Origin of the sequence: Lentibacillus persicus (assembly GCF_900112705.1) — a bacterium.
GTDB classification, from domain to species: Bacteria; Bacillota; Bacilli; order Bacillales; family Amphibacillaceae; genus Lentibacillus; species Lentibacillus persicus.
This window is the reverse complement of the sequence record NZ_FOMR01000004.1, coordinates 193644-215787: the sequence shown is the minus strand read 5'-3', so window position 1 is coordinate 215787 and position 22144 is coordinate 193644. Positions and strand designations below refer to the sequence as shown.

General features: G+C 43.0%; 23 protein-coding genes. 20 read left to right on the top strand and 3 right to left on the bottom strand.

Annotated features, from left to right (window positions below):
• The first annotated feature begins 115 nt into the window (after positions 1-115).
• The 4 genes from BMZ22_RS07220 (at position 116) to rpoZ (ending at position 4069) form a co-directional block, all read left to right on the top strand.
• Positions 116-2770, top strand: a complete 2655-nt coding sequence (locus BMZ22_RS07220; protein ID WP_090083665.1) for a cation-translocating P-type ATPase — start codon at positions 116-118, stop codon at positions 2768-2770.
• Between the two features lie 193 nt (positions 2771-2963).
• Positions 2964-3230 (top strand): extracellular matrix/biofilm regulator RemA, encoded by a 267-nt coding sequence (gene remA / locus BMZ22_RS07215; protein ID WP_090083663.1) that lies wholly within the window; start codon positions 2964-2966, stop codon positions 3228-3230.
• An 11-nt stretch (positions 3231-3241) separates the two neighbouring features.
• Positions 3242-3856, top strand: coding sequence for a guanylate kinase (gmk, locus tag BMZ22_RS07210; protein ID WP_090083662.1), 615 nt, complete (start codon positions 3242-3244; stop codon positions 3854-3856).
• A 9-nt stretch (positions 3857-3865) separates the two neighbouring features.
• Positions 3866-4069 (top strand): DNA-directed RNA polymerase subunit omega, encoded by a 204-nt coding sequence (rpoZ, locus tag BMZ22_RS07205; RefSeq protein WP_090083980.1) that lies wholly within the window; start codon positions 3866-3868, stop codon positions 4067-4069.
• A 106-nt stretch (positions 4070-4175) separates the two neighbouring features.
• On the opposite strand, the gene BMZ22_RS17090 is transcribed toward rpoZ, so the two are convergent.
• Positions 4176-4376, bottom strand: coding sequence for a hypothetical protein (locus tag BMZ22_RS17090; protein ID WP_218144026.1), 201 nt, complete (start codon positions 4374-4376; stop codon positions 4176-4178).
• A gap of 58 nt (positions 4377-4434) precedes the next feature.
• Here BMZ22_RS17090 and BMZ22_RS17250 point away from each other — a divergent pair, with 58 nt between their 5' ends.
• From BMZ22_RS17250 to BMZ22_RS17085, 12 genes are read left to right on the top strand one after another with little or no spacing between them, the layout of a single operon-like run.
• Positions 4435-4638, top strand: a complete 204-nt coding sequence (locus BMZ22_RS17250; RefSeq protein ID WP_245745264.1) for a hypothetical protein — start codon at positions 4435-4437, stop codon at positions 4636-4638.
• A 38-nt stretch (positions 4639-4676) separates the two neighbouring features.
• Positions 4677-5885 (top strand): bifunctional phosphopantothenoylcysteine decarboxylase/phosphopantothenate--cysteine ligase CoaBC, encoded by a 1209-nt coding sequence (coaBC, locus tag BMZ22_RS07200; RefSeq protein WP_090083660.1) that lies wholly within the window; start codon positions 4677-4679, stop codon positions 5883-5885.
• Positions 5882-8290, top strand: coding sequence for a primosomal protein N' (gene priA / locus BMZ22_RS07195; RefSeq protein ID WP_090083659.1), 2409 nt, complete (start codon positions 5882-5884; stop codon positions 8288-8290). The genes coaBC and priA overlap by 4 nt, the downstream gene beginning before the upstream one ends.
• Before the next feature lie 32 nt (positions 8291-8322).
• Positions 8323-9264, top strand: coding sequence for a methionyl-tRNA formyltransferase (gene fmt, locus BMZ22_RS07190; protein WP_090083657.1), 942 nt, complete (start codon positions 8323-8325; stop codon positions 9262-9264).
• Complete coding sequence (gene rsmB / locus BMZ22_RS07185; RefSeq protein WP_090083656.1) at positions 9265-10611, top strand: 16S rRNA (cytosine(967)-C(5))-methyltransferase RsmB; 1347 nt, start codon at positions 9265-9267, stop codon at positions 10609-10611. It begins immediately after the preceding gene.
• A 45-nt stretch (positions 10612-10656) separates the two neighbouring features.
• A complete protein-coding gene (locus tag BMZ22_RS07180; protein WP_090083977.1) occupies positions 10657-11412 on the top strand; it encodes a Stp1/IreP family PP2C-type Ser/Thr phosphatase in 756 nt (251 codons plus the stop codon).
• A complete protein-coding gene (gene pknB, locus BMZ22_RS07175) occupies positions 11412-13442 on the top strand; it encodes a Stk1 family PASTA domain-containing Ser/Thr kinase (protein WP_090083654.1) in 2031 nt (676 codons plus the stop codon). Before BMZ22_RS07180 ends, pknB begins: the two co-directional genes overlap by 1 nt.
• A complete protein-coding gene (rsgA, locus tag BMZ22_RS07170; RefSeq protein WP_090083650.1) occupies positions 13443-14324 on the top strand; it encodes a ribosome small subunit-dependent GTPase A in 882 nt (293 codons plus the stop codon).
• Between the two features lies 1 nt (position 14325).
• Positions 14326-14988: a ribulose-phosphate 3-epimerase gene (gene rpe / locus BMZ22_RS07165; protein WP_090083646.1), complete on the top strand. Its 663-nt coding sequence runs from the start codon at positions 14326-14328 to the stop codon at positions 14986-14988.
• On the top strand, positions 14897-15640 hold the full coding sequence (locus tag BMZ22_RS07160) for a thiamine diphosphokinase (RefSeq protein ID WP_090083644.1): 744 nt from the start codon (positions 14897-14899) through the stop codon (positions 15638-15640). The genes rpe and BMZ22_RS07160 overlap by 92 nt, the downstream gene beginning before the upstream one ends.
• A gap of 47 nt (positions 15641-15687) precedes the next feature.
• Complete coding sequence (gene spoVM / locus BMZ22_RS07155; protein ID WP_010530495.1) at positions 15688-15771, top strand: stage V sporulation protein SpoVM; 84 nt, start codon at positions 15688-15690, stop codon at positions 15769-15771.
• A 27-nt stretch (positions 15772-15798) separates the two neighbouring features.
• On the top strand, positions 15799-16011 hold the full coding sequence (locus tag BMZ22_RS17085; protein ID WP_218144025.1) for a hypothetical protein: 213 nt from the start codon (positions 15799-15801) through the stop codon (positions 16009-16011).
• A 453-nt stretch (positions 16012-16464) separates the two neighbouring features.
• Here BMZ22_RS17085 and rpmB read toward each other — a convergent pair whose 3' ends face one another.
• On the bottom strand, positions 16465-16653 hold the full coding sequence (gene rpmB / locus BMZ22_RS07145; RefSeq protein ID WP_068440940.1) for a 50S ribosomal protein L28: 189 nt from the start codon (positions 16651-16653) through the stop codon (positions 16465-16467).
• Positions 16654-16892: 239 nt separating this feature from the next.
• Between rpmB and BMZ22_RS07140 the strand changes: the two genes are divergently transcribed.
• The gene (locus BMZ22_RS07140; protein WP_090083638.1) at positions 16893-17255 is read left to right on the top strand and encodes an Asp23/Gls24 family envelope stress response protein; all 363 of its coding nucleotides are present in this window, start codon (positions 16893-16895) and stop codon (positions 17253-17255) included.
• A 57-nt stretch (positions 17256-17312) separates the two neighbouring features.
• A complete protein-coding gene (locus BMZ22_RS07135) occupies positions 17313-18977 on the top strand; it encodes a DAK2 domain-containing protein (RefSeq protein ID WP_090083635.1) in 1665 nt (554 codons plus the stop codon).
• A 38-nt stretch (positions 18978-19015) separates the two neighbouring features.
• Here BMZ22_RS07135 and BMZ22_RS07130 read toward each other — a convergent pair whose 3' ends face one another.
• Positions 19016-20299: an NCS2 family permease gene (locus BMZ22_RS07130; RefSeq protein ID WP_090083632.1), complete on the bottom strand. Its 1284-nt coding sequence runs from the start codon at positions 20297-20299 to the stop codon at positions 19016-19018.
• A 143-nt stretch (positions 20300-20442) separates the two neighbouring features.
• Between BMZ22_RS07130 and sdaAB the strand changes: the two genes are divergently transcribed.
• Both sdaAB and sdaAA read left to right on the top strand, forming a co-directional pair.
• Entirely contained in the window at positions 20443-21105 is a 663-nt protein-coding gene (sdaAB, locus tag BMZ22_RS07125) for an L-serine ammonia-lyase, iron-sulfur-dependent subunit beta (RefSeq protein ID WP_090083630.1), read from the top strand.
• Between the two features lie 136 nt (positions 21106-21241).
• A complete protein-coding gene (gene sdaAA / locus BMZ22_RS07120; protein ID WP_090083626.1) occupies positions 21242-22117 on the top strand; it encodes an L-serine ammonia-lyase, iron-sulfur-dependent, subunit alpha in 876 nt (291 codons plus the stop codon).
• Positions 22118-22144 lie beyond the last annotated feature (27 nt).

The following is a 22144-nucleotide window of genomic DNA, read 5'->3' as shown; positions in this document are numbered from 1 at the left end:
TTATAGCATTTTTTAGGACAGGTCTGCATAGGTATTGGTGTATAAGAGGAAGTTCTGTGCGAAGTCAATTACTGCGTATTATTGCTTTTCAAGATGAATCTGGAGGGAATGCTGGATGAAATGGTATCAGATGGATACAGATGTCGTCGAACAAAAATTACATGTCTCATCAAAACAAGGGTTAACAGCTAAGCAAGTGGAGCAGCGCCGCAAACAATATGGAACGAACCAGCTGGAATCGGCTCCAAAAACCTCCAGATGGCTCGTGTTTTTGAAGCAATTTCAGGATTTCATGGTTCTGGTTTTGCTTGCCGCGACATTGATAGCAGGTTTGCTTGGAGAATATATTGATGCTGTTGCGATAATGATTATTGTGCTAGTAAATGGTTTTCTTGGTTATTTTCAAGAGCAAAAAGCTGAAAACTCACTGGCAAAATTAAAGGAAATGTCAGCGCCGACCGCTACTGTTTTAAGAGAGGGCGAATGGGTAAAAATTCCTTCCCGGGAAGTAGTTGTAGGGGATGTTGTCAGAATAAACAGTGGTGATCGCATCCCGGCAGATATGCGGATTGTTAAATCAAATAGCCTGGAAACAGAAGAGTCAGCACTGACAGGAGAATCTCTTCCGGTATTAAAGCACGCCACACGACTATCTGCTGATGCACTTGAAGCCCAGGATCAAGCGAACATGGGCTTTATGAGCACATTAGTTACACGAGGTTCTGCAACAGGTATCGCAGTTGGCACGGGGATGAACACTGTAATGGGGCAAATTGCTTCGCTGATGGTGAAAACAGAGAAAACAACCACACCGCTTGAACATAAATTGGCGGAACTTGGCAAAGTATTAATTGCTGTAGCATTATTATTAACAGCTCTGGTCGTATTGGCAGGGGTTTACCAGGGTCATCCCGTCTATAATATGTTCCTTGCTGGCGTATCACTTGCAGTCGCTGCAATTCCTGAAGGCCTTCCCGCTATCGTAACTGTTGCACTCTCGCTGGGTGTTCAACGGATGATCAGGAAAAAAGCGCTTGTTCGAAAATTGTCAGCAGTTGAGACATTAGGCTGCGCTTCAGTCATTTGCTCAGATAAGACAGGGACCATGACAGAAAATAAAATGACCGTAAAAGAGGTTTATTTAAATGGGGAGATATTACAAGTTTCCGGCGATGGATATGAGGCGAACGGCAGCGTTTTTTTAAATGAAACTGAAGTTGACAGAGATTATCCCAATCTTGAATCGATGTTTTTATATGGCATGTTATGTAACAAAGCTGCCCTTATGGTGAGAAAAGGAAAATACTTCGTTGATGGCGATCCAACTGAAGGTTCTCTGCTCATTGCCGCACGAAAAATTGGACTGACGAACCAATTGAGCGACAATTATCGGATCATTAAAGAATTGCCATTTGATTCTGAACGTAAGCGGATGAGCATTGTCATTGAAGATGAAAACAAAATGCGTTTTCTGATTTCAAAGGGCGCCCCTGATGTGCTCCTGCCACGGTCAAATTATATAATGAAAAAACAGGGGAGGCAGCAGATTCACAAAGAAGATAAAGCCGGTATCGATCAAGCAGTTGATAATATGGCGAATAAAGCACTGCGTACGCTGGCAATCGGCATGAAACCATTATCAAAAGATGATTCAATGAATCCTGCATCTCTGGAAAAAGATTTGACACTGATAGGTCTATACGGCATGACTGACCCGCCACGAAAAGAAGTGAAAGAAGCCATCGAGGAATCACGGGAAGCCGGTATAAAATCGGTGATGATAACTGGGGACCATGAAAAAACAGCCCGGGCAATCGCAACTCAGTTGAATTTACTTCCTGAAAATGGAATGGTGCTTAACGGCTATCAGCTGAATACGATGTCAGTTTCAGATCTGCGGGAAATTATTGATCAAGTCTATGTATTTGCGCGCGTAACACCTGAACATAAGCTAAAAATTGTACAAGCATTTCAGGAAGAGGGACATATTGTCGCGATGACTGGGGATGGTGTCAACGATGCACCTGCCATTAAAGCAAGTGATATTGGGATCAGCATGGGAGAAAGCGGAACAGACGTGACGAAAGAAGCGTCCTCACTTGTTTTAATGGATGATAACTTTGCTACCATAAAAACGGCTATTATCGAAGGTCGAAACATCTATGAAAACATCCGGAAATTCATACGTTATTTACTGGCCTCAAATGTCGGTGAAATTTTAGTCATGCTGCTGGCGATGCTAATGGGAATGCCGCTGCCGCTCGTTCCCGTACAAATATTGTGGGTTAATTTGGTGACGGATGGGCTCCCTGCGATGGCCCTTGGTCTTGACCAGTCAGAAGATGATGTGATGAAAAGGGGGCCGCGTCACCCTAAGGAAGGTGTATTCGCCCGTGGTCTTGGTTTTAAAATTGTAAGCCGCGGTATCTTAATCGGTTTTGCAACTTTAATAGCGTTTATATTAGCTTATCAGGGAAATCCGGACAATCTGATTTATGCACAGACAATTGCTTTTACCACATTAGTGATAGCTCAGTTGATTCATGTATTTGATTGTCGCAGCGACCATTCAATTTTTTCACGCAATCCATTTGAGAATAAATATTTAGTTATGGCGGTCTTATCATCTGTTCTATTATTGCTCATTGTTGTCTACTGGGGGCCGCTCCAACCAATTTTTCATACGACAGCTTTAAGTATATTGGACTGGATGCTGGTTCTTGCGCTGAGTTTTCTGCCGAGTGTATTTTTCGGTTTCTCAAAAAAATAATACGAGCAGCCCTTCTGCCAAAGAAGGGTTTTTATTTTGGAAACGAATTGCTATAATGGGTGAGGATTTAAGCGTTCAAACAAAGGATAGGCGTAAATTAAGGAGTAAATCCTTGTATTTTGGCGATTATTTAATCTATAATGGATTTTATAGCTACATAGATTTGAAACGGATTTTTTAAGGGGGAGCCAATTTGAGTTTACGATTGATAAATATAGGGTTCGGTAATGTTGTTTCGGCAAATCGGGTCATTTCGATTGTGTCGCCCGAATCAGCACCAATTAAACGAATTATAACGGTAGCGCGTGACAATAATAAACTGGTCGATGCAACTTATGGACGGCGCACCCGTGCTGTTATTATAACCGACAGTGATTATGTTGTGCTATCAGCTGTACAGCCCGAAACAGTCGGTCAGCGAGTCATCAGTAATGAAGATGATGCAGATGAGAATAGCTAGGAGGAAATGATTTGATTGATGAAAAAGGCATTTTATTCATTTTATCCGGGCCTTCAGGCGTAGGTAAAGGCACTGTGAGAAAAGAGCTTTTTAATCGTGCAAACGACCTGGCTTATTCAATCTCAATGACGACCAGGGAGAAACGTTCCGGAGAAAAAGAAGGTATTGATTACTTCTTTAAAACAAATGAAGAATTTGAGAATATGGTCGAAGCGGGTCAGCTTTTGGAATATGCTCGTTTTGTCAATAATTATTACGGAACACCACGGAAATATGTGGAGGATACGCTTGCATCAGGCAAGGATGTATTTCTCGAGATTGAAGTACAGGGTGCTATGCAAGTGAAAGAAAATTTCCCGGAAGGTGTTTTTATCTTTTTATTCCCGCCCAGCCTGGAGGAATTAAAAAACCGTATCGTTGATAGGGGCACGGAATCCGAGGATTTAGTGTTTGAACGGCTGAAAGAAGCGCGAAATGAAATTCACATGATGGATGCATATGATTATGTCGTTGTCAATGATGATGTTAATTCTGCCGTTACCAAAATTCAATCAATTATTCAAAGTGAACATTGCAGGCGCGAGCGAATTGCAAGTCAATACAAACAATTATTGAAGGAGGAATAAAATATGTCAATGTTGGAGCCGTCCATCGACGATCTGCAAACAAAAATTAAATCCAAATACACGCTTGTCACAATCGCCGCCAGGAGGGCACGTCAAATCAGGGAAGAAAATAAAAAAGTGTTGGTTGACAACCCTAAATCAAATAAATACGTCGGGTTGGCGCTTGAAGAGATTATGGCCGATAAGCTGCATGTAAAAAATGATAGCAATTAAACCTGATGACCCTCGCTTCTTATCTGCGAGGGTCAGATTTTTAGATAAACCAAATCTGTCATTAACCAGGAATGTTTTCGCATAGATAGCTGTTATCCGCTCCGTACTAGATGTAAAGTGCGAACCAGTGAAAATTCTTCCTTCTGATTGTCGTTAAGTTCTGAAATCGCTCCGGCAATATACTTCGCTTTCCATGGGCACGGCCTCGGGCCAACACGATGTTGGTCACAAAGGCGTTGGCTATTGACGTGGCGGTCTTAGCCTTTGAACCTTTCTTGCGGGGTCTTCGGACGCGTGCTGTTCCCATTGGAGTCTTCGTATATTGCCTGCGCTGGAAATGTTTACTGTCTCTGTGGTGCAGTACAATCAAGACAACCTTAGCGGAGGAAACACATGCCGACTCCTGCGGGAGCAAAGGCATAGGTGAGACCCCGCAGGGCATAGCCCGAGGAGGCTCACCAGCCGCCCGCGGAAAGCGGCATGTATTTCCGGAGCGGCGGAACACGCCCAACCTCAATCTCAAACTTAGTTCGCAGTTTATGGAAAATGCGAAGGTTAAAAAGTTATGAAAAGAGTCTTAATCATAAAAAAAATCGGGGGCTTGAAAATGGTTTTAAATAAAAATATACTTCTTGGTGTTTCAGGCGGTATCGCTGCATATAAGGCGTGTGCGTTAACCAGTAAATTAACTCAGCAGGGCGCGGATGTGAAAGTGATTATGACAGAAAATGCTGCAAAATTTGTTTCCCCGCTGACATTTCAGGCACTGTCGCGAAACCCGGTGCATATTGACACATTCGATGAAAAAGATCCTGCTAAAGTCGCGCATATTGACTTGGCTGATTGGGCGGATATTACAATTCTGGCTCCGGCAACTGCAAATTTAATTGGTAAGGTGGCTAACGGCATTGCTGATGATATGCTGACAACTGTGCTCTTGGCCACACAGTCAAGTGTCTATATAGCACCAGCAATGAATGTACACATGTATGCGCACCCCGGTGTGATGGAAAATATGCAACGGCTGGATACTTGGGGTTACCACTTTATTGAGCCGGGCGATGGGTATTTGGCGTGTGGCTATGTGGGAAAAGGGCGACTGGAAGAACCTGAAACCATAATTGAAGCTGTTAAAACGCACCAAAACAATAGAGCTGAATTAAGCGGGAAGAAAGTGTTAATTTCTGCCGGGCCAACACAGGAGAAGGTAGACCCTATCCGCTTTTTCACCAATCACTCCTCAGGAAAAATGGGATTCGCGCTTGCTGAGGAAGCGGCAAAACTAGGGGCAGAAGTCACGCTTGTAACAGGCCCCGTCAGTGTTGAAACGCAGAATAAACAGATCAAGCGGGTCGACGTCGTTTCCGCTGCAGATATGTATGAGACGATGCATAAACATTATCCTTCAAGCGATATCGTCATTAAAGCGGCTGCTGTTGCGGATTACCGTCCGAAGCAAACATTCAGTGAAAAGATGAAAAAACAATCCGGTGGGTGGCGTGTTGAAATGGAACGTACACAGGACATTCTGCAATCGCTTGGCGAACAAAAAACACATCAATTTTTGGCGGGCTTTGCAGCGGAGACAACCAACCCGATTGAATATGGGTTTAATAAACTGAAGAAAAAAAATCTTGATGCAATCATTATTAACGATGTGGCAGCAGAAGGAGCGGGTTTTGCAGGTGATACCAACGCAGTGACTTATGTGAATAAAACGGAAGAAACTAAAGATATAACGCTGCGGTCCAAACACGACATCGCTAAAGAAATTTTATTGCTTATCTCCCGTGATATGAAGGATGACATGAATTGAATATTGCAAAAGTAATTGTCGACGTTCCGGCAAGTTCGATAAACCAAACGTTTGATTATGTAATTCCTGAACGATTCCTTGAAATATTGAAACCCGGTATGCGCGTTATTGTGCCGTTTGGTCCCAGAAAGATAATGGGCTATGTGGTGGACTGGACAAATGATTCTGATTTTAACAACCTGAAAGAAATTAATGATGTGCTTGATTTAACTCCCGTACTGACTCCTGAACTGCTGGAGCTTGGCAAATGGCTGGCAGAGTATACCTTAAGTTTATACATTACCGCTTTTCAGGCCATGCTGCCTCAAGTATTGAAAGCAAACTATAAAAAAGAACTCGAACGCATTTCAAATGAGCCGCTTTCAGACCAGCTTGAAGCATTTTTTGCCGGCAGGGACAGTGTGTCATATGAGGAGCTGGAAAACACCTCAGTAAGCTTTTCCCAAATTCAGAGAGCGATTCAGGATGGTGCTATTGCCGTTCGTTATCTCGTTAAGTCACGCGTTACAAAGAAGCATGTGGCGTTTGTACGACCGGCTGTGGAAACACAACTTCTTACAGAAGCTTTTGAAGATATATCAGACAGAGCCAAAAAACAAAAAGAAATTATTGATTACTTTATTGATCACCCTGAGGAAATAGAGTTAAACCAGCTTATTAAATTGTTTAAGACTACCCGTTCGACGATTAATGCGTTACAGGACAAAGGTTTGATCGTGTCATTTAAGAAAGAAGTTTACAGGAATCCATATAATGATGATGCGTTTGAATCCACAACCGCTCTTGAATTAACGAATGAGCAGCGGAGAGCTATTGAGCCGATAAAACAACACATAAAAAATGATGAGCACGATGTGTTCCTTTTGCATGGCGTGACAGGAAGCGGAAAAACTGAAATATATTTGCAGGCTATCCAGGATGTGATAAATAAAGGTGAAGAGGCAATTGTGCTTGTCCCTGAAATATCTTTGACACCACAAATGGTTAATCGGTTTAAAGGACGTTTTGGTTCCAACGTTGCTGTTTTACATAGTGCTTTATCTTATGGTGAAAAATATGATGAATGGCGGCGCGTTCATAGAAAAGAAGTTCAGGTCGTAGTAGGCGCGCGATCTGCTGTTTTTGCCCCCTTTGAAAACCTCGGTATTATTATCATTGACGAAGAGCATGAAAACAGTTATAAACAGGAGGATCAGCCACGTTATCATGCCCGTGATGCAGCCATTCGCCGCGGTGAAAATCATCGATGCCCGGTTATACTTGGAAGTGCGACACCAACATTGGAATCTTATGCGAGAGCCCAAAAAGGTGTCTACAAGCTGGCTGTACTCGAGAAGCGAACAAATGAAAAAGCGATGCCTGAAGTTGACATCGTTGATATGCGGGAAGAATTGCATGCAGGGAATCGTTCGATGTTTTCAAGAAGACTTAAAGAGACTATTGACCAGCGTATCAACCGTGGTGAACAAGCTGTTCTTCTCCTCAACCGGCGCGGCTACTCAACGTTTGTCATGTGCCGGGACTGCGGTCATGTTAAGGAGTGCCCGCATTGTGATATCGCGCTTACGTTTCACAAACTTCATAATCAGCTTAAATGTCATTACTGCTCCTACGAGGAACCAATGCCAATGTACTGCCCTTCATGCAGCAGCGATTTGATCCGCTTTTTCGGAACAGGGACACAGCGAATAGAAGAAGCGTTGACACAGCTCGTTCCGGAAGCCCGCGTTCTGCGGATGGATGTTGACACAACAAGACGAAAAGGGTCACATGAAAAGCTGTTGAATCAATTTGCCAATAAAGAAGCAGATATATTGCTCGGCACCCAGATGATCGCAAAAGGGCTCGATTTTGAAAATGTAACATTGGTGGGCGTATTGACAGCTGATTCGATGTTGCACCTGCCTGATTTCAGGTCTGCAGAAAAAACTTTTCAGCTTTTAACACAGGTCAGCGGACGGGCGGGCAGACACGAACTCCCCGGTGAGGTAATTGTTCAAACGTATACACCGGAGCATTACAGTATTGAACTTGCGAGTCAATATGATTATATGGCGTTTTATAAACAGGAAATGCAAATCCGCAAAAAATTTCAGTATCCGCCATATGTCTTTCTCGCGTTAATAACAGTCTCCCATAAAAATCATATAACAGCTGTAAAGTCGACGCAGCAAATTGTGCAAGCGTTATGGCCGCTTCTTCAGCACGATAGTGTTATTTTAGGTCCAACACCATCTCCGATTACACGGGTGAAAGATAGATATCGTTATCAATGCATGATAAAATACAGGCATGAGCCCGAACTTAGGACATTGATTAATAAGATTGTTCAACAATTTGATGAGGACGTGCGAAAAAACGATTTACTGATCTCTGTAGATATGCAGCCATACCAATTAATGTAAAACAAGACGAGACTAAAAAGGAGTGCTCTCCGATGAAACGAATCGTTTTTATGGGAACACCGGACTTTTCAGTGCCTATATTAGAAGCGCTGATTAAGACAGACTATAATGTCGTATTGACCGTCACGCAGCCTGACCGGCCTAAAGGCAGGAAGAAGGTTATGACACCTCCGCCTGTGAAAAAAACGGCCGATGAGCACCAAATTCCGGTGTTGCAGCCTGAAAAGGTACGGGATGAATACAAAAAAATACTGGCTTATGAACCCGATATCATTATCACAGCTGCTTATGGACAAATTTTGCCGAAAGAATTACTGGATACACCTGAATTTGGCTGTGTGAATGTTCACGCTTCATTGTTGCCGGAACTTAGAGGCGGAGCTCCCATCCATCATGCCATTCTGCAAGGAAAAAAAGAAACTGGTATTACAATTATGTATATGGTTGAAAAGCTGGATGCCGGCGACATTATTGCAAAAGAGACCGTCCCGATTGCCCACAGCGATCATGTGGGAACGCTTCATGATAAATTATCAATTACAGGTGCACAACTTTTAACCAGGACATTGCCGGCTATTTTTGCAGAGCGAGTCACTCCTGAAAAACAAGATGAAACCCTGGCCACTTTTGCTTCGAACATTAAACGGAATCAGGAAAAAATAGACTGGCAAAATGCAAACGACGTTATCTACAATCATATAAGAGGGCTGTACCCCTGGCCGGTGGCGTATACGACTTATAAGGGAGACGTCATGAAACTATGGTGGGCTGAAATCGATGATCATCATTACAAAGGTAGACCCGGAGAGATTGTTCAAATAATTGACAACGAAGCGTTTATTGTTGTCTGCGGTAACCAAAAGGGCATTAAAGTGGAAGAGATACAGCCCGCCGGCAAGAAACGAATGACGGTGAAGCAATATTTGCAAGGTTCGCCGGACAGAATTAAAAAGGGCGATATGATGGGTGATTAAATGAAAAGTTTTCAGTTAAGAGAAGCTATCGTTGATTTGCTTGTAAGAATTGAACAGGATAGTGGTTACAGCCATTTACTGATAGACCACGAAATAAGAACACGTGACATATCACCAAAAGATGAAGCACTGATGACAGAGATCGTTTATGGCACTATCCAGCACAAGTTAACAATCGACTACTATTTAGAAAGCTTCGTGGACAGAAAGAAAAAGTTGAAGCTGTGGGTGCGAATGCTTCTGCGAATGTCGCTCTATCAGATGCAATTCCTCGATAAAGTGCCGGATCACGCGATTATTCATGAAGCAGTCGAAATTGCGAAGCATCGTGGACATAAAGGAATTGCTTCCTTGGTAAACGGTGTGCTGAGAAGCGTGCAGCGCAAAGGTGTTCCTGATACTGCTAAGATTAAAGATGACACAAAGCGGCTTGCTATTGAGACCAGTCATCCAGAATGGCTTGTCAAACGCTGGAAGAACATGTACGGTTTCCAATTAACCCGCAGCATGTGCTATGCCAACCTTGAACGAAAACCACTCTCTGTGCGTGTTCAGCCGCTTAAAATCTCACGTGAAGCTATTATGGAAGAACTTGCAGAGCTAGGGTTTGAAACAAGGAAATCAGATTTCTCTGAGCAAGGGGTTATCGTTGATGAAGGAAATATTTTACATACACGGCTTTTTGAGGAAGGTTATGTAACGATTCAGGATCAGAGTTCAATGTTGGTAACTGAAATGCTTAATGCTGATTCTGGTATGACTGTTTTAGATGCGTGCAGTGCTCCTGGCGGTAAGGTGACACATACAGCTGAAAAAATGCGGGATGAAGGAACAATTGTGGCGTACGATCTTCATGCCAAAAAAGCAAAACAAATTCAAAAAAAGGCAGATCAGCTCGATCTTACTATTATTAATGCCAAAGCAGCCGACGCCCGGGAATTGCAGGAATTGCATGATAAGGAAACGTTCGACCGTATTTTAATCGATGCGCCATGCAGTGGTTTCGGTGTTATACGAGGCAAACCCGATATTAAATACAACAAGCAGGAAGAAGATATTGAGCATCTTGCAAAAATTCAAGCAGAAATATTGAATTCGGTCGCTCCTTTATTAAAAAAGGACGGTCTATTGATATATAGTACATGTACTGTGGATAAAATGGAAAATGAGGATCTGGTTAAAAGGTTCTTAGCGAATAACCCTGAATTCCAGGTTGATAACACGTTCTTTGAAGAATTGCCTGATAAAGTTCAGACTTCACCAGGCGTTTCTGAAATTGGTTTGCAGTTATTCCCGCATAGTTTTTCCACAGATGGTTTTTTTCTGACAAGGCTAAAACGCGTATGAATAGTTGATACAATTTAAAAGGTTGTATAAATGCGAGGTGAAAAGATGAAGGGTTATTTTCAGACGGATCCCGGGAAAGTCAGAAGTCATAATGAAGATTCAGGCGGCGTATTTTATAATCAAACCGGACAAATGCTGGCGGTGATTGCAGATGGAATGGGCGGTCATCAGGCAGGGGATGTTGCCAGCAGATTAGCAACATCATTTATGCAGGAGAGATGGGAAAAAACGGATGCTTTTTCATTACCTGATTCAGCTGAAAGTTGGCTGAGAACAAGTCTTCACGAAATGAATGTGGTTGTCCTGGATTATTCCCGAACACATGAGGAATGTGCAGGTATGGGGACGACTGTTGTAGCTGTCATCTGCACTGAGACGTTTTTTTCTGTTGCACATATTGGTGACAGCCGTTGTTATATATTGAATGACAAGGGTTTCAGGCAAATAACGACCGACCATTCACTGGTGAATGAACTCGTTAAAACTGGGCAAATCAGTAAAGAAGACGCTGAAGAGCACCCGCGGAAGAATGTATTATTAAAAGCAGTCGGAACCGAACAAAATATAACAGCAGATGTTCAAACTGCACAGTGGAACTCTGATAACAGGTTGTTGTTGTGTTCTGATGGACTGACTGACAAAATAAAAGATGACGAACTATCAACTATTCTTAACAAACCCACTGACATTGCAGCCATTTGCAATGAGATGGTAGAACTGGCCAATGCCCGAGGCGGCGAAGACAATATATCCATCATTGTTGTGCATCATAGAGCTGCAGCTGAAGAGGGGGATGGATAATGTTGAATGGCCGTTTGCTGAATGAGCGTTACAAAATAAAGCAAACGATCGGCGGCGGAGGTATGGCTGACGTTTATTTAGCAACTGATTTGATTTTGGATCGTGATGTGGCCATTAAGGCATTACGCATGGATTATGCTGATGATGAAGAGTTTATTGCACGTTTTGATCGGGAAGCCCAATCAGCAGCGAGTCTGGCTCATCCTAATATCGTTAACATATATGATGTCGGGGAAGATGACCGGGTATTGTTTATGGCCATGGAATATGTGAGAGGCATGACTTTGAAAGAATACATACAACGTTTTGCCCCGCTTGATATTCAAGAAGCTTTGGATATTATGAAGCAAATCGCATCGGCTATCGGGCATGCACATGCGAACGACATTATCCATCGTGACATCAAGCCTCAAAATATTTTGATCGATAATGATGGTCAAGTAAAAGTTACCGATTTCGGCATTGCTATGGCTTTAAGTGCTACACAGCTTACACAGACCAATTCAATTCTTGGATCGGTTCATTACTTGTCTCCTGAGCAGGCACGAGGCGGCACTGCAACGAAAATTTCTGATATATATTCGCTCGGGATTGTATTATTCGAATTGCTGACGGGAGAGATGCCCTTTTCAGGTCAATCACCCGTTTCAATTGCGTTAAAGCATTTGCAGAATGAGACACCATCCGTTAATCAATTTAACCCCGAGGTCCCGCAAAGCGTGGAAAATATCGTTTTAAAAGCGACTGCAAAGGATCCTTTCCATCGTTATGATTCAGTTTACAGCATGGAAGAAGATTTGGCCACAGCCCTTGATCCGGACCGGCTTAATGAAGAAAAATTTATACCGCCGGCTCAGGAGGGTGAAGAGACAAAAGCCATTCCGATTATAACCGACGATCAATTGCAACAGCACACAGGCGAAGATACAATCATCCCTCAGACAAATGGCGAAACAATGGCTTATACGAACAACAATGGAACTGATCAAGACGGCGCCAAAAACAATCAAAAGAAAACCAAGAATGGAAAACAAAAAAAGCGAAAAAAATGGCCAATCTTGCTCACTGCGTTTTTGTTATTGCTGGCAGCAGCAGCAGTTTCACTGTTTGTACTGCCTGGCTGGCTTCAGCCGGATGAGGTTGAAATCCCTGATATCAGCGACATGCAATATGAAGAGGCTATAAATGAATTACATGAGTTAAATTTGCAAACAGAGCGGGAAGATATCTACTCGGATGAAGTGGAGGAAAATGTAGTTATTCAATCTGAACCTGAAGCAGGACGGACTGTAAAAGAAGAAGACACTGTCACATTAATCGTCAGTCAGGGAAAAGAAGCCGTAGCTTTTGATGATTATGTCGGCGAGAATTATGATCAAGTGCGAAGGATTTTGGGTAACCGAGGGTTTGACAATATATCAGCCGAAGAAGAGCACTCAAATGAGTATGAAGCAGGACAGATTATTTCGCAAATTTATCCTTCCCCGGGAACAGAGGTCGTACCGGATGAAACCGAAGTCATTTTTGATGTCAGCTTAGGACCTGCTCCGGTAAATTTAAGCAACTTGACAGGGATGAATGAACAGCAGGCAATTGATACACTGGAAAGCCAAGGACTTACGCATGAAATTCGGGAAGAAAACTCTGAAAATACCTCTGAAGGTAATGTTATCCGTCAGGAACCGGGGCCGGGAACTGAGATGGAATCAGGCGAAAAGGTGAATGTGTATATCTCGACAGGACCAGAGGAAAAGCCGCCCGTAAGTCATGAGGAGACATTTGACGTTTCCTACAACCCAAGTCAGGAAAATACTTCTGAAGAACCTGTGGAACAGACCGTTAAAGTTTATATTGGTGACAATAACCGTTCGCTGTCAGAAGTGCATGAAGAATATACCATAACAGAAGACAGAGAATTTACAATCACATTGATGATAGCGCCGGACAGTGTGGCTAACTACCGGGTGATGCGCGATGATGAAGTGGTTATCGATAAATCAATACCATACGAAGAAGCGGCAGGTGACTAGATGACTGAAGGCAGAATTATAAAAGCATTAAGCGGATTTTATTATGTGAAATCAGGAGACGATATTTTTCAGTGCCGTGGGAGGGGGAACTTCCGCAAACAAAATATTACACCGCTTGTAGGGGATTTTGTAGAGTTTGACAGCCAGAATCCTGATGAAGGCTATATACTTTCCATTAAAAAAAGGCGTAATATGCTCATTCGGCCGCCGGTAGCAAATATTGATCAGGCGATTATTGTCAGTTCTGCGGCCAAGCCCGATTTTAATCCGTTACTGCTGGACCGTTTTCTTGTCATGATTGAGTCAAAAGGAATCGAACCGATTATTTTGATTACGAAAAAAGATTTGAAGGATGAAAGCGAACTGGCGTCTATTTACCACTACCAGAGAATATATGAAAACATTGGGTATTCGGTTAAATTGATATCTGCACTGCAATCAGAAGAGTCAGGCGGATTAAAACACGAACTTGCCGGACGCGTATCCGTCATTGCCGGACAGTCGGGTGTTGGAAAGTCATCACTTTTAAACGCTTTAAATACATCGTTGAAGCTAAAAACGGATGATATTTCAGCAAGCTTGGGCAGAGGGAAACATACAACCAGACATGTTGAGCTCGTCGAAGTTGGTGGCGGACTTGTGGCCGACACACCAGGTTTCAGCACACTCGATTTTGATGATATTATGCTTGATGAGCTCCCGGACTGCTTCCCTGAAATAAGCGAACGGAAGGCCGACTGTAAATTTCGCGGCTGCTTTCATAATAAGGAGCCAAAATGTGCAGTCAAACAAGCGGTAGCGGAAGGGGAAATCGCCCAAAGCCGCTATAATCATTATCTTCGTTTTATGAATGAAATACAATCACGAAAGCCGAGGTATTAATATGACTAAAATAGCACCTTCCATATTATCCGCTGATTTTTCGAAACTGAAAGAAGAAATTCAGGACGTTGAGCGAGGTGGGGCCGATTATATACATGTAGATGTCATGGATGGTCATTTTGTTCCGAATATTACCATTGGCCCTTTGATTGTGGAAGCCATAAGACCGCACACAAAATTGCCATTGGACGTCCATTTGATGATTGAAAATCCTGACAAATATATACCGGCATTTGCTGAAAACGGTGCCTCAATTATTACGGTCCACCAAGAGGCTTGCCCGCATCTTCATAGAACGATTCAGCTTATAAAGCACCATGGTGCGAAAGCCGGAGTCGTTATCAATCCAGCAACACCTGCTGAGATGATTCGCCACATTTTGCCGGAGGTCGACCTTGTACTGCTAATGACCGTCAATCCTGGGTTCGGAGGCCAGGCATTTATTCCGGAAGTTCTAAATAAAGTAGAACAAATAGCTGAGTGGCGTAAAGAACGTCAACTGGACTTTGAGATCGAAGTGGATGGCGGGGTTGATCAAAAAACAGCAAAAACCTGCGCAGAAGCCGGTGCAGATGTCCTGGTTGCCGGAAGTGCGGTTTATAAACGGGAAAACCGCAGCCAAGCAATTGAAGAAATTGTGCTTGCAGCAGAAAAGGCCGAGTAATACCGTGAGCCGCGTCGCAATTATGGGCAACGGTCCACAAGAATTATTACCCGATCTCTCCCGTTATGAGACAATGGTTGATGTGTGGATTGGTGCAGACCGGGGTGCTTTGACATTATTGGAAAATAACATAACGCCGGATTACGCTGTGGGGGATTTTGATTCCATGCCTGCTGCTGACATAGATAAGGTCAGAAAGAGTGCAGAAGTTTTTAATCAATTTCCTTCTGAGAAAGACGAAACAGACATGGAGATAGCACTTAAACAAGCCTATAGATTAGAGCCTGATAAAGTGTTTTTGTTAGGTGTAACAGGCGGCCGTCTTGATCATGCCCTAATTAACATCCAATTACTCTATTCGATAGTGGGACAGGGTATATCAGGTATTATTGTTGATTGCCAAAATATTGTTGAGATAACAGGCCCGGGCACACATACAATCAAGCATGACCCGGATTATTCTGCGGTTTCTTTCATACCTTTCACCCGTTTTGTGAAGGGACTGACTTTGGACGGGTTTTATTATAAATTAGCTGATCAAACAGTTTCCTGGGGTTCAACACTTTGTATTTCAAATAAGCTTATTTCAGATTTTGGTACTTTTTCATACGATGAAGGCATATTATTAGTAATAAAGAGCCGAGATATCTGATTAGGTGATTGAAAGCTTTGTTTGGATACAGAGGAGGCGGAGAACTCATGAAATTTTATACTATTAAACTCCCAAGATTTATCGGCGGTTTTGTAAGGGTCATTGCGGGTGTGTTTAAAAAAGATAAATGATTATCTCTATTTGGCTTTTGTCATTAAATGGCAGAAGCTATTTTTTTTACAAATGAAAACAAAGGCTCTTTTCGTAAACATTGTTGCTTTGTAACCTTCACAGTTCCCATAAACTGCGACAAAGTGCTTGTTGATTTCCGTTCCAGGCAGTCGCTTTCCGCGGGCAACGCTTCAGCCTCGGGCCAACACGATGTTGGTCATAAAGGCGTTGCCACAGGACGTGGCGTTCTTAGCCTTTGAACCTTAGCGCTTCCTGTGGGGTCTTCAGCCGTTGCTTCGACGAACACGATGTTCTAGTATCGGCGTTGGTCACAGGACGTGATCGCATTTAGCCGACGACCGCAGGAGTCGACTGTCTTCCACTCCAATCAACATTCACACGTGATTTTTGTTAGTACCAAGCAAGTAGATTATAGAGTGCAACGCCAGCGTAGGAAATACACGCCGACTCCTGCGGGAGCATAGGCATAGGTGAGACTCCGCAGGGCGCAGCCCGAGGAGGCTTACCAGCCGCCCGCGGAAAGCGGCGTGTATTTCCGGAGCGGTGTCATAGAACTAACTGGCATCAGAAGGAAGAATTTTCACAAGGTCGCAGTTTACATCGGGGGCGAAGTAAATGACAACAATCTATGCGAAAACAGCCTAAATAAAAAAGCATCCTATGACTGGGATGCTTTTTCGGGTACTTTATGATTACACACGCTGTACTTTGCCTGATTTTAAGGCACGGGCAGATACATAAACACGTTTTGGCTTGCCATCTACCATAATACGAACCTTCTGCACATTTGATTTAAAATTGCGTTTTGTCGCGTTCATAGCGTGAGAACGATTATTTCCTGTGCGGGTTTTACGTCCGGTTACAGTGCATTTTTTAGCCATGATGATCCCTCCTGTTACACTTGTTTCCAATAATCACTAATTCAATTTAACACAGATACGCGCCAAACGCAATTATTACTGTGTTTAAAGAAAAATAACTTGACAGATATATTTAAATCGTTCATCGTTATAAGGGATTATCATCCGATTACGCAGTGAATGCTTTTAATATGGGCGTCGTTATAGTAAAATATTGATATAAATGTTCAAAAAGAGCGTTTTATCAGAGGAGGATCATTATGTCCATAGAATTGAATACGAGCGATGGTATGGTAACCATTACAAATGAAGTAATATCTACGATTGCCGGTGGGGCGGCTGTAGAATGCTATGGAATAGTCGGCATGGCATCTAAAAGTCAAATCAGAGACGGAATAGCTGAAATTCTCAGAAAAGAGAACTTTTCAAAAGGTGTTATCGTCAGACAGGAAGAAGACCACCTCCATATTGATATGTATATTATCGTCAGTTATGGCACAAAAATTTCAGAAATCGCCCATAATGTTCAGTCGCAGGTTAAATATACGCTTAGTAAATCGTTAGGACTGGAAATTGATTCAGTTAATATCTACATACAGGGTGTCCGCGTGTCTAAAGACTAATTTATATATATATGGACCCTGTTTCGGCTTATTGTTGTTATGAGGGAGGAAAGTATTGTGGCGTCAGAAGAATTAAACGGCAAGATGTTTACACAAATGGTGCTCTCAGGGGCTCAGCATTTGAAAAATAATGCAGAAAAAATTGATACATTGAATGTTTTCCCTGTCCCTGACGGTGACACCGGGACAAACATGAATTTATCCATTACTTCCGGTGCGGATGAGGTCAAAAGACTGAGCAGCGACAACATATCAGAAGTTGCCAACGCCTTTTCCAAAGGATTGTTAATGGGCGCACGGGGAAATTCAGGTGTTATACTATCGCAGTTGTTTCGTGGATTTGCCAAAGGCATGGGGAAGAAAGAGACATTAACAGCAGAAGACTTGGCGAATGCTTTTGACAGTGGGGTTGCTACGGCTTATAAAGCGGTTATGAAACCTGTGGAAGGCACGATTTTAACAGTTGCCAAAGATGCCGCAGAATTGGCAGTGGTTGAATCGGAAACAGAAAAAAATGTAATCGCTTTAATGGAAAAGGTCGTCAGTGAGGCAAAAGCATCTTTGAAGCGTACACCGGACCTTCTGCCTGTTCTTAAAGAAGTTGGTGTTGTCGACTCGGGCGGTCAAGGTCTTGTAACAATTTATGAAGGTTTTCTGGCTGCGCTTAAAGGGGAAGAAGTGCCTGCAGCGGATGCAGACGACATTGAGATGGGTGAAATGGTTAATGCTGAACACCATAAGATTGCTCAGGACTATATGGATACTTCTGAAATCGAGTACGGCTACTGCACGGAGTTTATGGTGCGGTTTGAAGACGAGAAACTCAAAGAACACCCTTTTGATGAAGAGACTTTTCGTAACGAATTGAGCAAGCATGGTGATTCATTGCTTGTTGTTTCCGATGAGGATCTTGTAAAGGTGCACGTTCATGCTGAATACCCCGGTGAGGTTATGACGCTTGGCCAGCGTTTTGGTTCCTTGACCAATATGAAAATCGAAAACATGCGTGATCAGCATACAGCCATTGTAGGTGATGATAAAAAACAGCCGGTTCAGACCGAGCGAACGAAATATGGCGTTATAACGGTGGCAATGGGTTCGGGGATCAAAGAAATGTTTGAAAGTCTTGGGGCGACTGTTGTTATTGAAGGTGGGCAAACCATGAACCCAAGCACGCAAGATATTACCGAAGCAATCACCGAAGCAAATGCGGATAATGTGCTGATCCTGCCGAATAATAAAAACATTATCATGGCGGCTGAGCAGGCTGCTGATTTAGCGGCTGTAGATGTTGCCGTGGTACCTACCAAAACAATACCACAAGGCATCAGCGCAATGCTGGCTTTTCATCCGGACGCAACAATAAATGGAAACCAAGAGCGTATGGAAGCTGCCGGCAAAGAGGTTAAGTCAGGACAAGTTACATATGCAGTCCGTGACACCCAAATCGACGGCATTACAATTGAAAAGGATCATTTTATGGGGCTGGCGGACGGTGAAATTAAAGCGTCCAATAAAGAGCAGCTTGAAACGGTTAAATCTTTGCTCGATGAACTTATTTCTGAAGATGATGAGATTCTGACCATCTTAGAAGGTGAGGATGCCAGCTCAAAAGATGCTGAACTGATAACGAAATACGTTGAAGATCGGTTCGAGGATCTCGAGATTGAGCACCATAAGGGCAACCAGCCAATTTATTCATTTATTTTCTCAGTGGAATAATAACCAAAAAAAGACCCTCCTTAATAGGAAGGTCTTTTTTAAATCCCTGCAATTTTCATCACAAAGTACAATAGAAATAATGCAGAAATAACAATGAGCACAGGTGAGAGGCCTTTATGTTTTTTCATAGCAATTTTAACGATGGGATAGGCAATAAACCCGAAGGCCATTCCGTCAGCGATACTGTAAGTAAATGGAATCATCGCTGTTATCAGAAATGCGGGGAGCGCTTCTGATAAATCATCCAATGGGATATTCCGCAAGTTCTGAGCCATCAATACACCGACAATCACCAGGATTGGGCTGATAGCTGAATTGGGAATCATTGAAATCCAAGGTATAATAAATAATGTTGCCAGAAACAATAAACCGGCAGTCAGAGCAGCTTTCTCAGTTTTTCCTTCTGAATTTATCACAGCTGCATTTTCAGCTGCTGAAACAGTAGGAGAAGTTCCAAAAAACGCACTTAATAAAGTTGAGAAAGCCGTAGCCTGATACGCTTTATTGTAACTGTTTTGCCGCCTCAGCATGTGGAGCTGTCCGTGCAGTAATCCCATATTTTCAAAAATAAGAATGAGGGTTAACGGAAAGACGGCCAGCCAAAATTCAAAATCTCCAGCCGCGGTAAAAGATGGAATGAATAGCACATCATTGGAATTCATATCAATGGAACGCTGGCTCATATCCACCAGCCCAAACAAATAAGCAATAAATGTTCCGGCGACCATTGTAACGAGAAAGTTAGCCGGGATATTTTTCATAAATAAAAATATAGCCACAAAAAGTGTCAGCAGGCTGGCTATAAACTCGGGTGAGGTGAAATCACCAATCGCAATAATTGTTTGTTCGCCGCTGACGACCAGGCCGCTTTTTTCCAGGCCAATGAGGATTAGAAAGAAGCCGAGTCCGACTGTGATAGCGTGCTTCAATGATTCAGGGATTGCTTCTTTTAATATAACACCAATTTTAGTGAACGCTGTGATAAGAAACAGCAAGGCGGCTACGAAAACCACTGCCAGTCCTTCCTGGAAAGTCAGCTCGGTGCTTCCGACGATTGAAAATGCAAACAGAGCATTTATGCCCATCCCAGGTATGAGAATGAGAGGCAGTTTTGCATATAGTCCCATCAAAAGCGTGCCCGAGAAACTGGCAAGAATGGTTGCAATCATGCCGGTTTCAAGAGAAACTCCTGCTTCGCTCAGAATCGACCCATTTACGGCCACAATATACACCGTCGTCAAGTAACCAATTAGCCCGGCAAGTATCTCTTTAGGCCATGCTCCCCCGTTGCTTTGCAATTTCGTGTTGTTGTGATAAGACATGTTAATTCCTCGATAATTTAATATCCCTCTCCCGCCCGATTATACATTTGTTTTCCGTACAATCCACAAGTGATTATTATAGCGTTTTTTGTTATAATTAGCAAAGATAAAGATACTATACATCCTGAAAGGGAGAGTGTATTGTGAAATATAATTCTGTATTTGATATAATTGGTCCGGTTATGATAGGTCCGTCGAGTTCGCATACGGCAGGGGCTGCACGGATTGGAAAGGCCGCACGCAATTTATTGGGAAAAGAACCTGAATGGGCTAAAATTCATTTATATGAATCATTTGCAAAAACGTATAAAGGTCATGGGACTGACTTTGCTATAGCAGGCGGGTTATTAGGGTTTGAAACCGATGATCCGCGTATGAATCGTGCCCTTGAAATTGCTGATGAGCGCGGGTTGGAAATTGAATTCATTGAAGACAGTGCGGGTGTGGACCACCCGAACACTGCAAGGCTTATTATAGGTGATGACAACGATAAGATAGAATTAGTCGGTATCTCAATTGGCGGAGGCAAGGTTGAAATCATTGAATTAAATGGTTTTGAGCTTCGTTTATCTGGTAATCATCCTGCGATTTTAATTATGCATAATGATCGATTTGGAGCAATCGCGTCGGTTACGAAAATACTGGCCAAACATGAAATTAATATTGGTCATATGGAAGTGAATCGTAAGGATGTCGGCAAAGAGGCATTGATGGTTATTGAAGTTGATCAGAACGTTGAAGATCATGTACTTGAAGAACTTGAAGGTGCTGACCATATCGAGAACATTTCTAAGATTGTTAGCTGACTTTGTTTTGAAACAGATGGCCTGATATTGTCGCGCGAATCTGTGATTTATGTACAGATGGCCTGGCAGCTACTTTTACCGGGCGTCTTAGAGCTGTTGCTTTTAATAACGGTACAATTGGAGAGGAGCACCCTATATGTTTCGTACAGTTGCTGAATTAGTGGAAACAGCTGAAAATGAGAATATATTAATCTCAGAAGTAATGATTCGACAAGAGATGGATATGAAAGAGAAAACGCGTGAAGAAGTTTTTTCCGAAATGGAAAGAAATCTCGATGTTATGGAAAAAGCTGTTGAGGACAGTCTGAAAGGGGTAGAATCTGTTACGGGTTTAACCGGTGGTGACGCAGTGAAAGTTCAGGAATACATGAAATCAAATACACCACTGTCAGGCAACCTGATGATGGATGCGGTCAGCAAAGCGATGGGTACGAATGAAGTGAACGCTGCAATGGGAACAATTTGTGCGACCCCGACAGCAGGAAGTGCCGGATGTGTTCCCGGAACATTATTTGCCGTTAAAAACCAGCTTAACCCGTCGCGTGAACAAATGGTCCGTTATTTGTTCACCTCAGGTGCATTCGGCTTTGTTGTTGCCAATAATTCATTTATCTCCGGTGCAGCCGGCGGTTGTCAGGCAGAAGTTGGTTCGGCGGGTGCCATGGCGTCCGCAGCCATTGTGGAAATGGCAGGCGGTACACCGCAGCAGTCAGCGGAAGCATTTGCCATGACGCTAAAAAATATGCTCGGACTTGTTTGCGACCCTGTTGCCGGGCTTGTTGAAGTCCCTTGTGTTAAACGAAATGCGGGAGGTTCTTCGCTAGCTATTGTTTCCGCTGATATGGCACTGGCCGGTGTTACAAGTACAATTCCGTGTGATGAAGTGATTGGCGCTATGTACCGGATTGGAAAACAAATGCCATCCAGTTTGCGTGAGACAGGGGAAGGCGGACTTGCAGATACACCTACCGGCCGTCTTTTGAAAGACAAAATATTTGGAATGTCAGTTTGACCTGTACCAATCATACTAGGAAGAGTG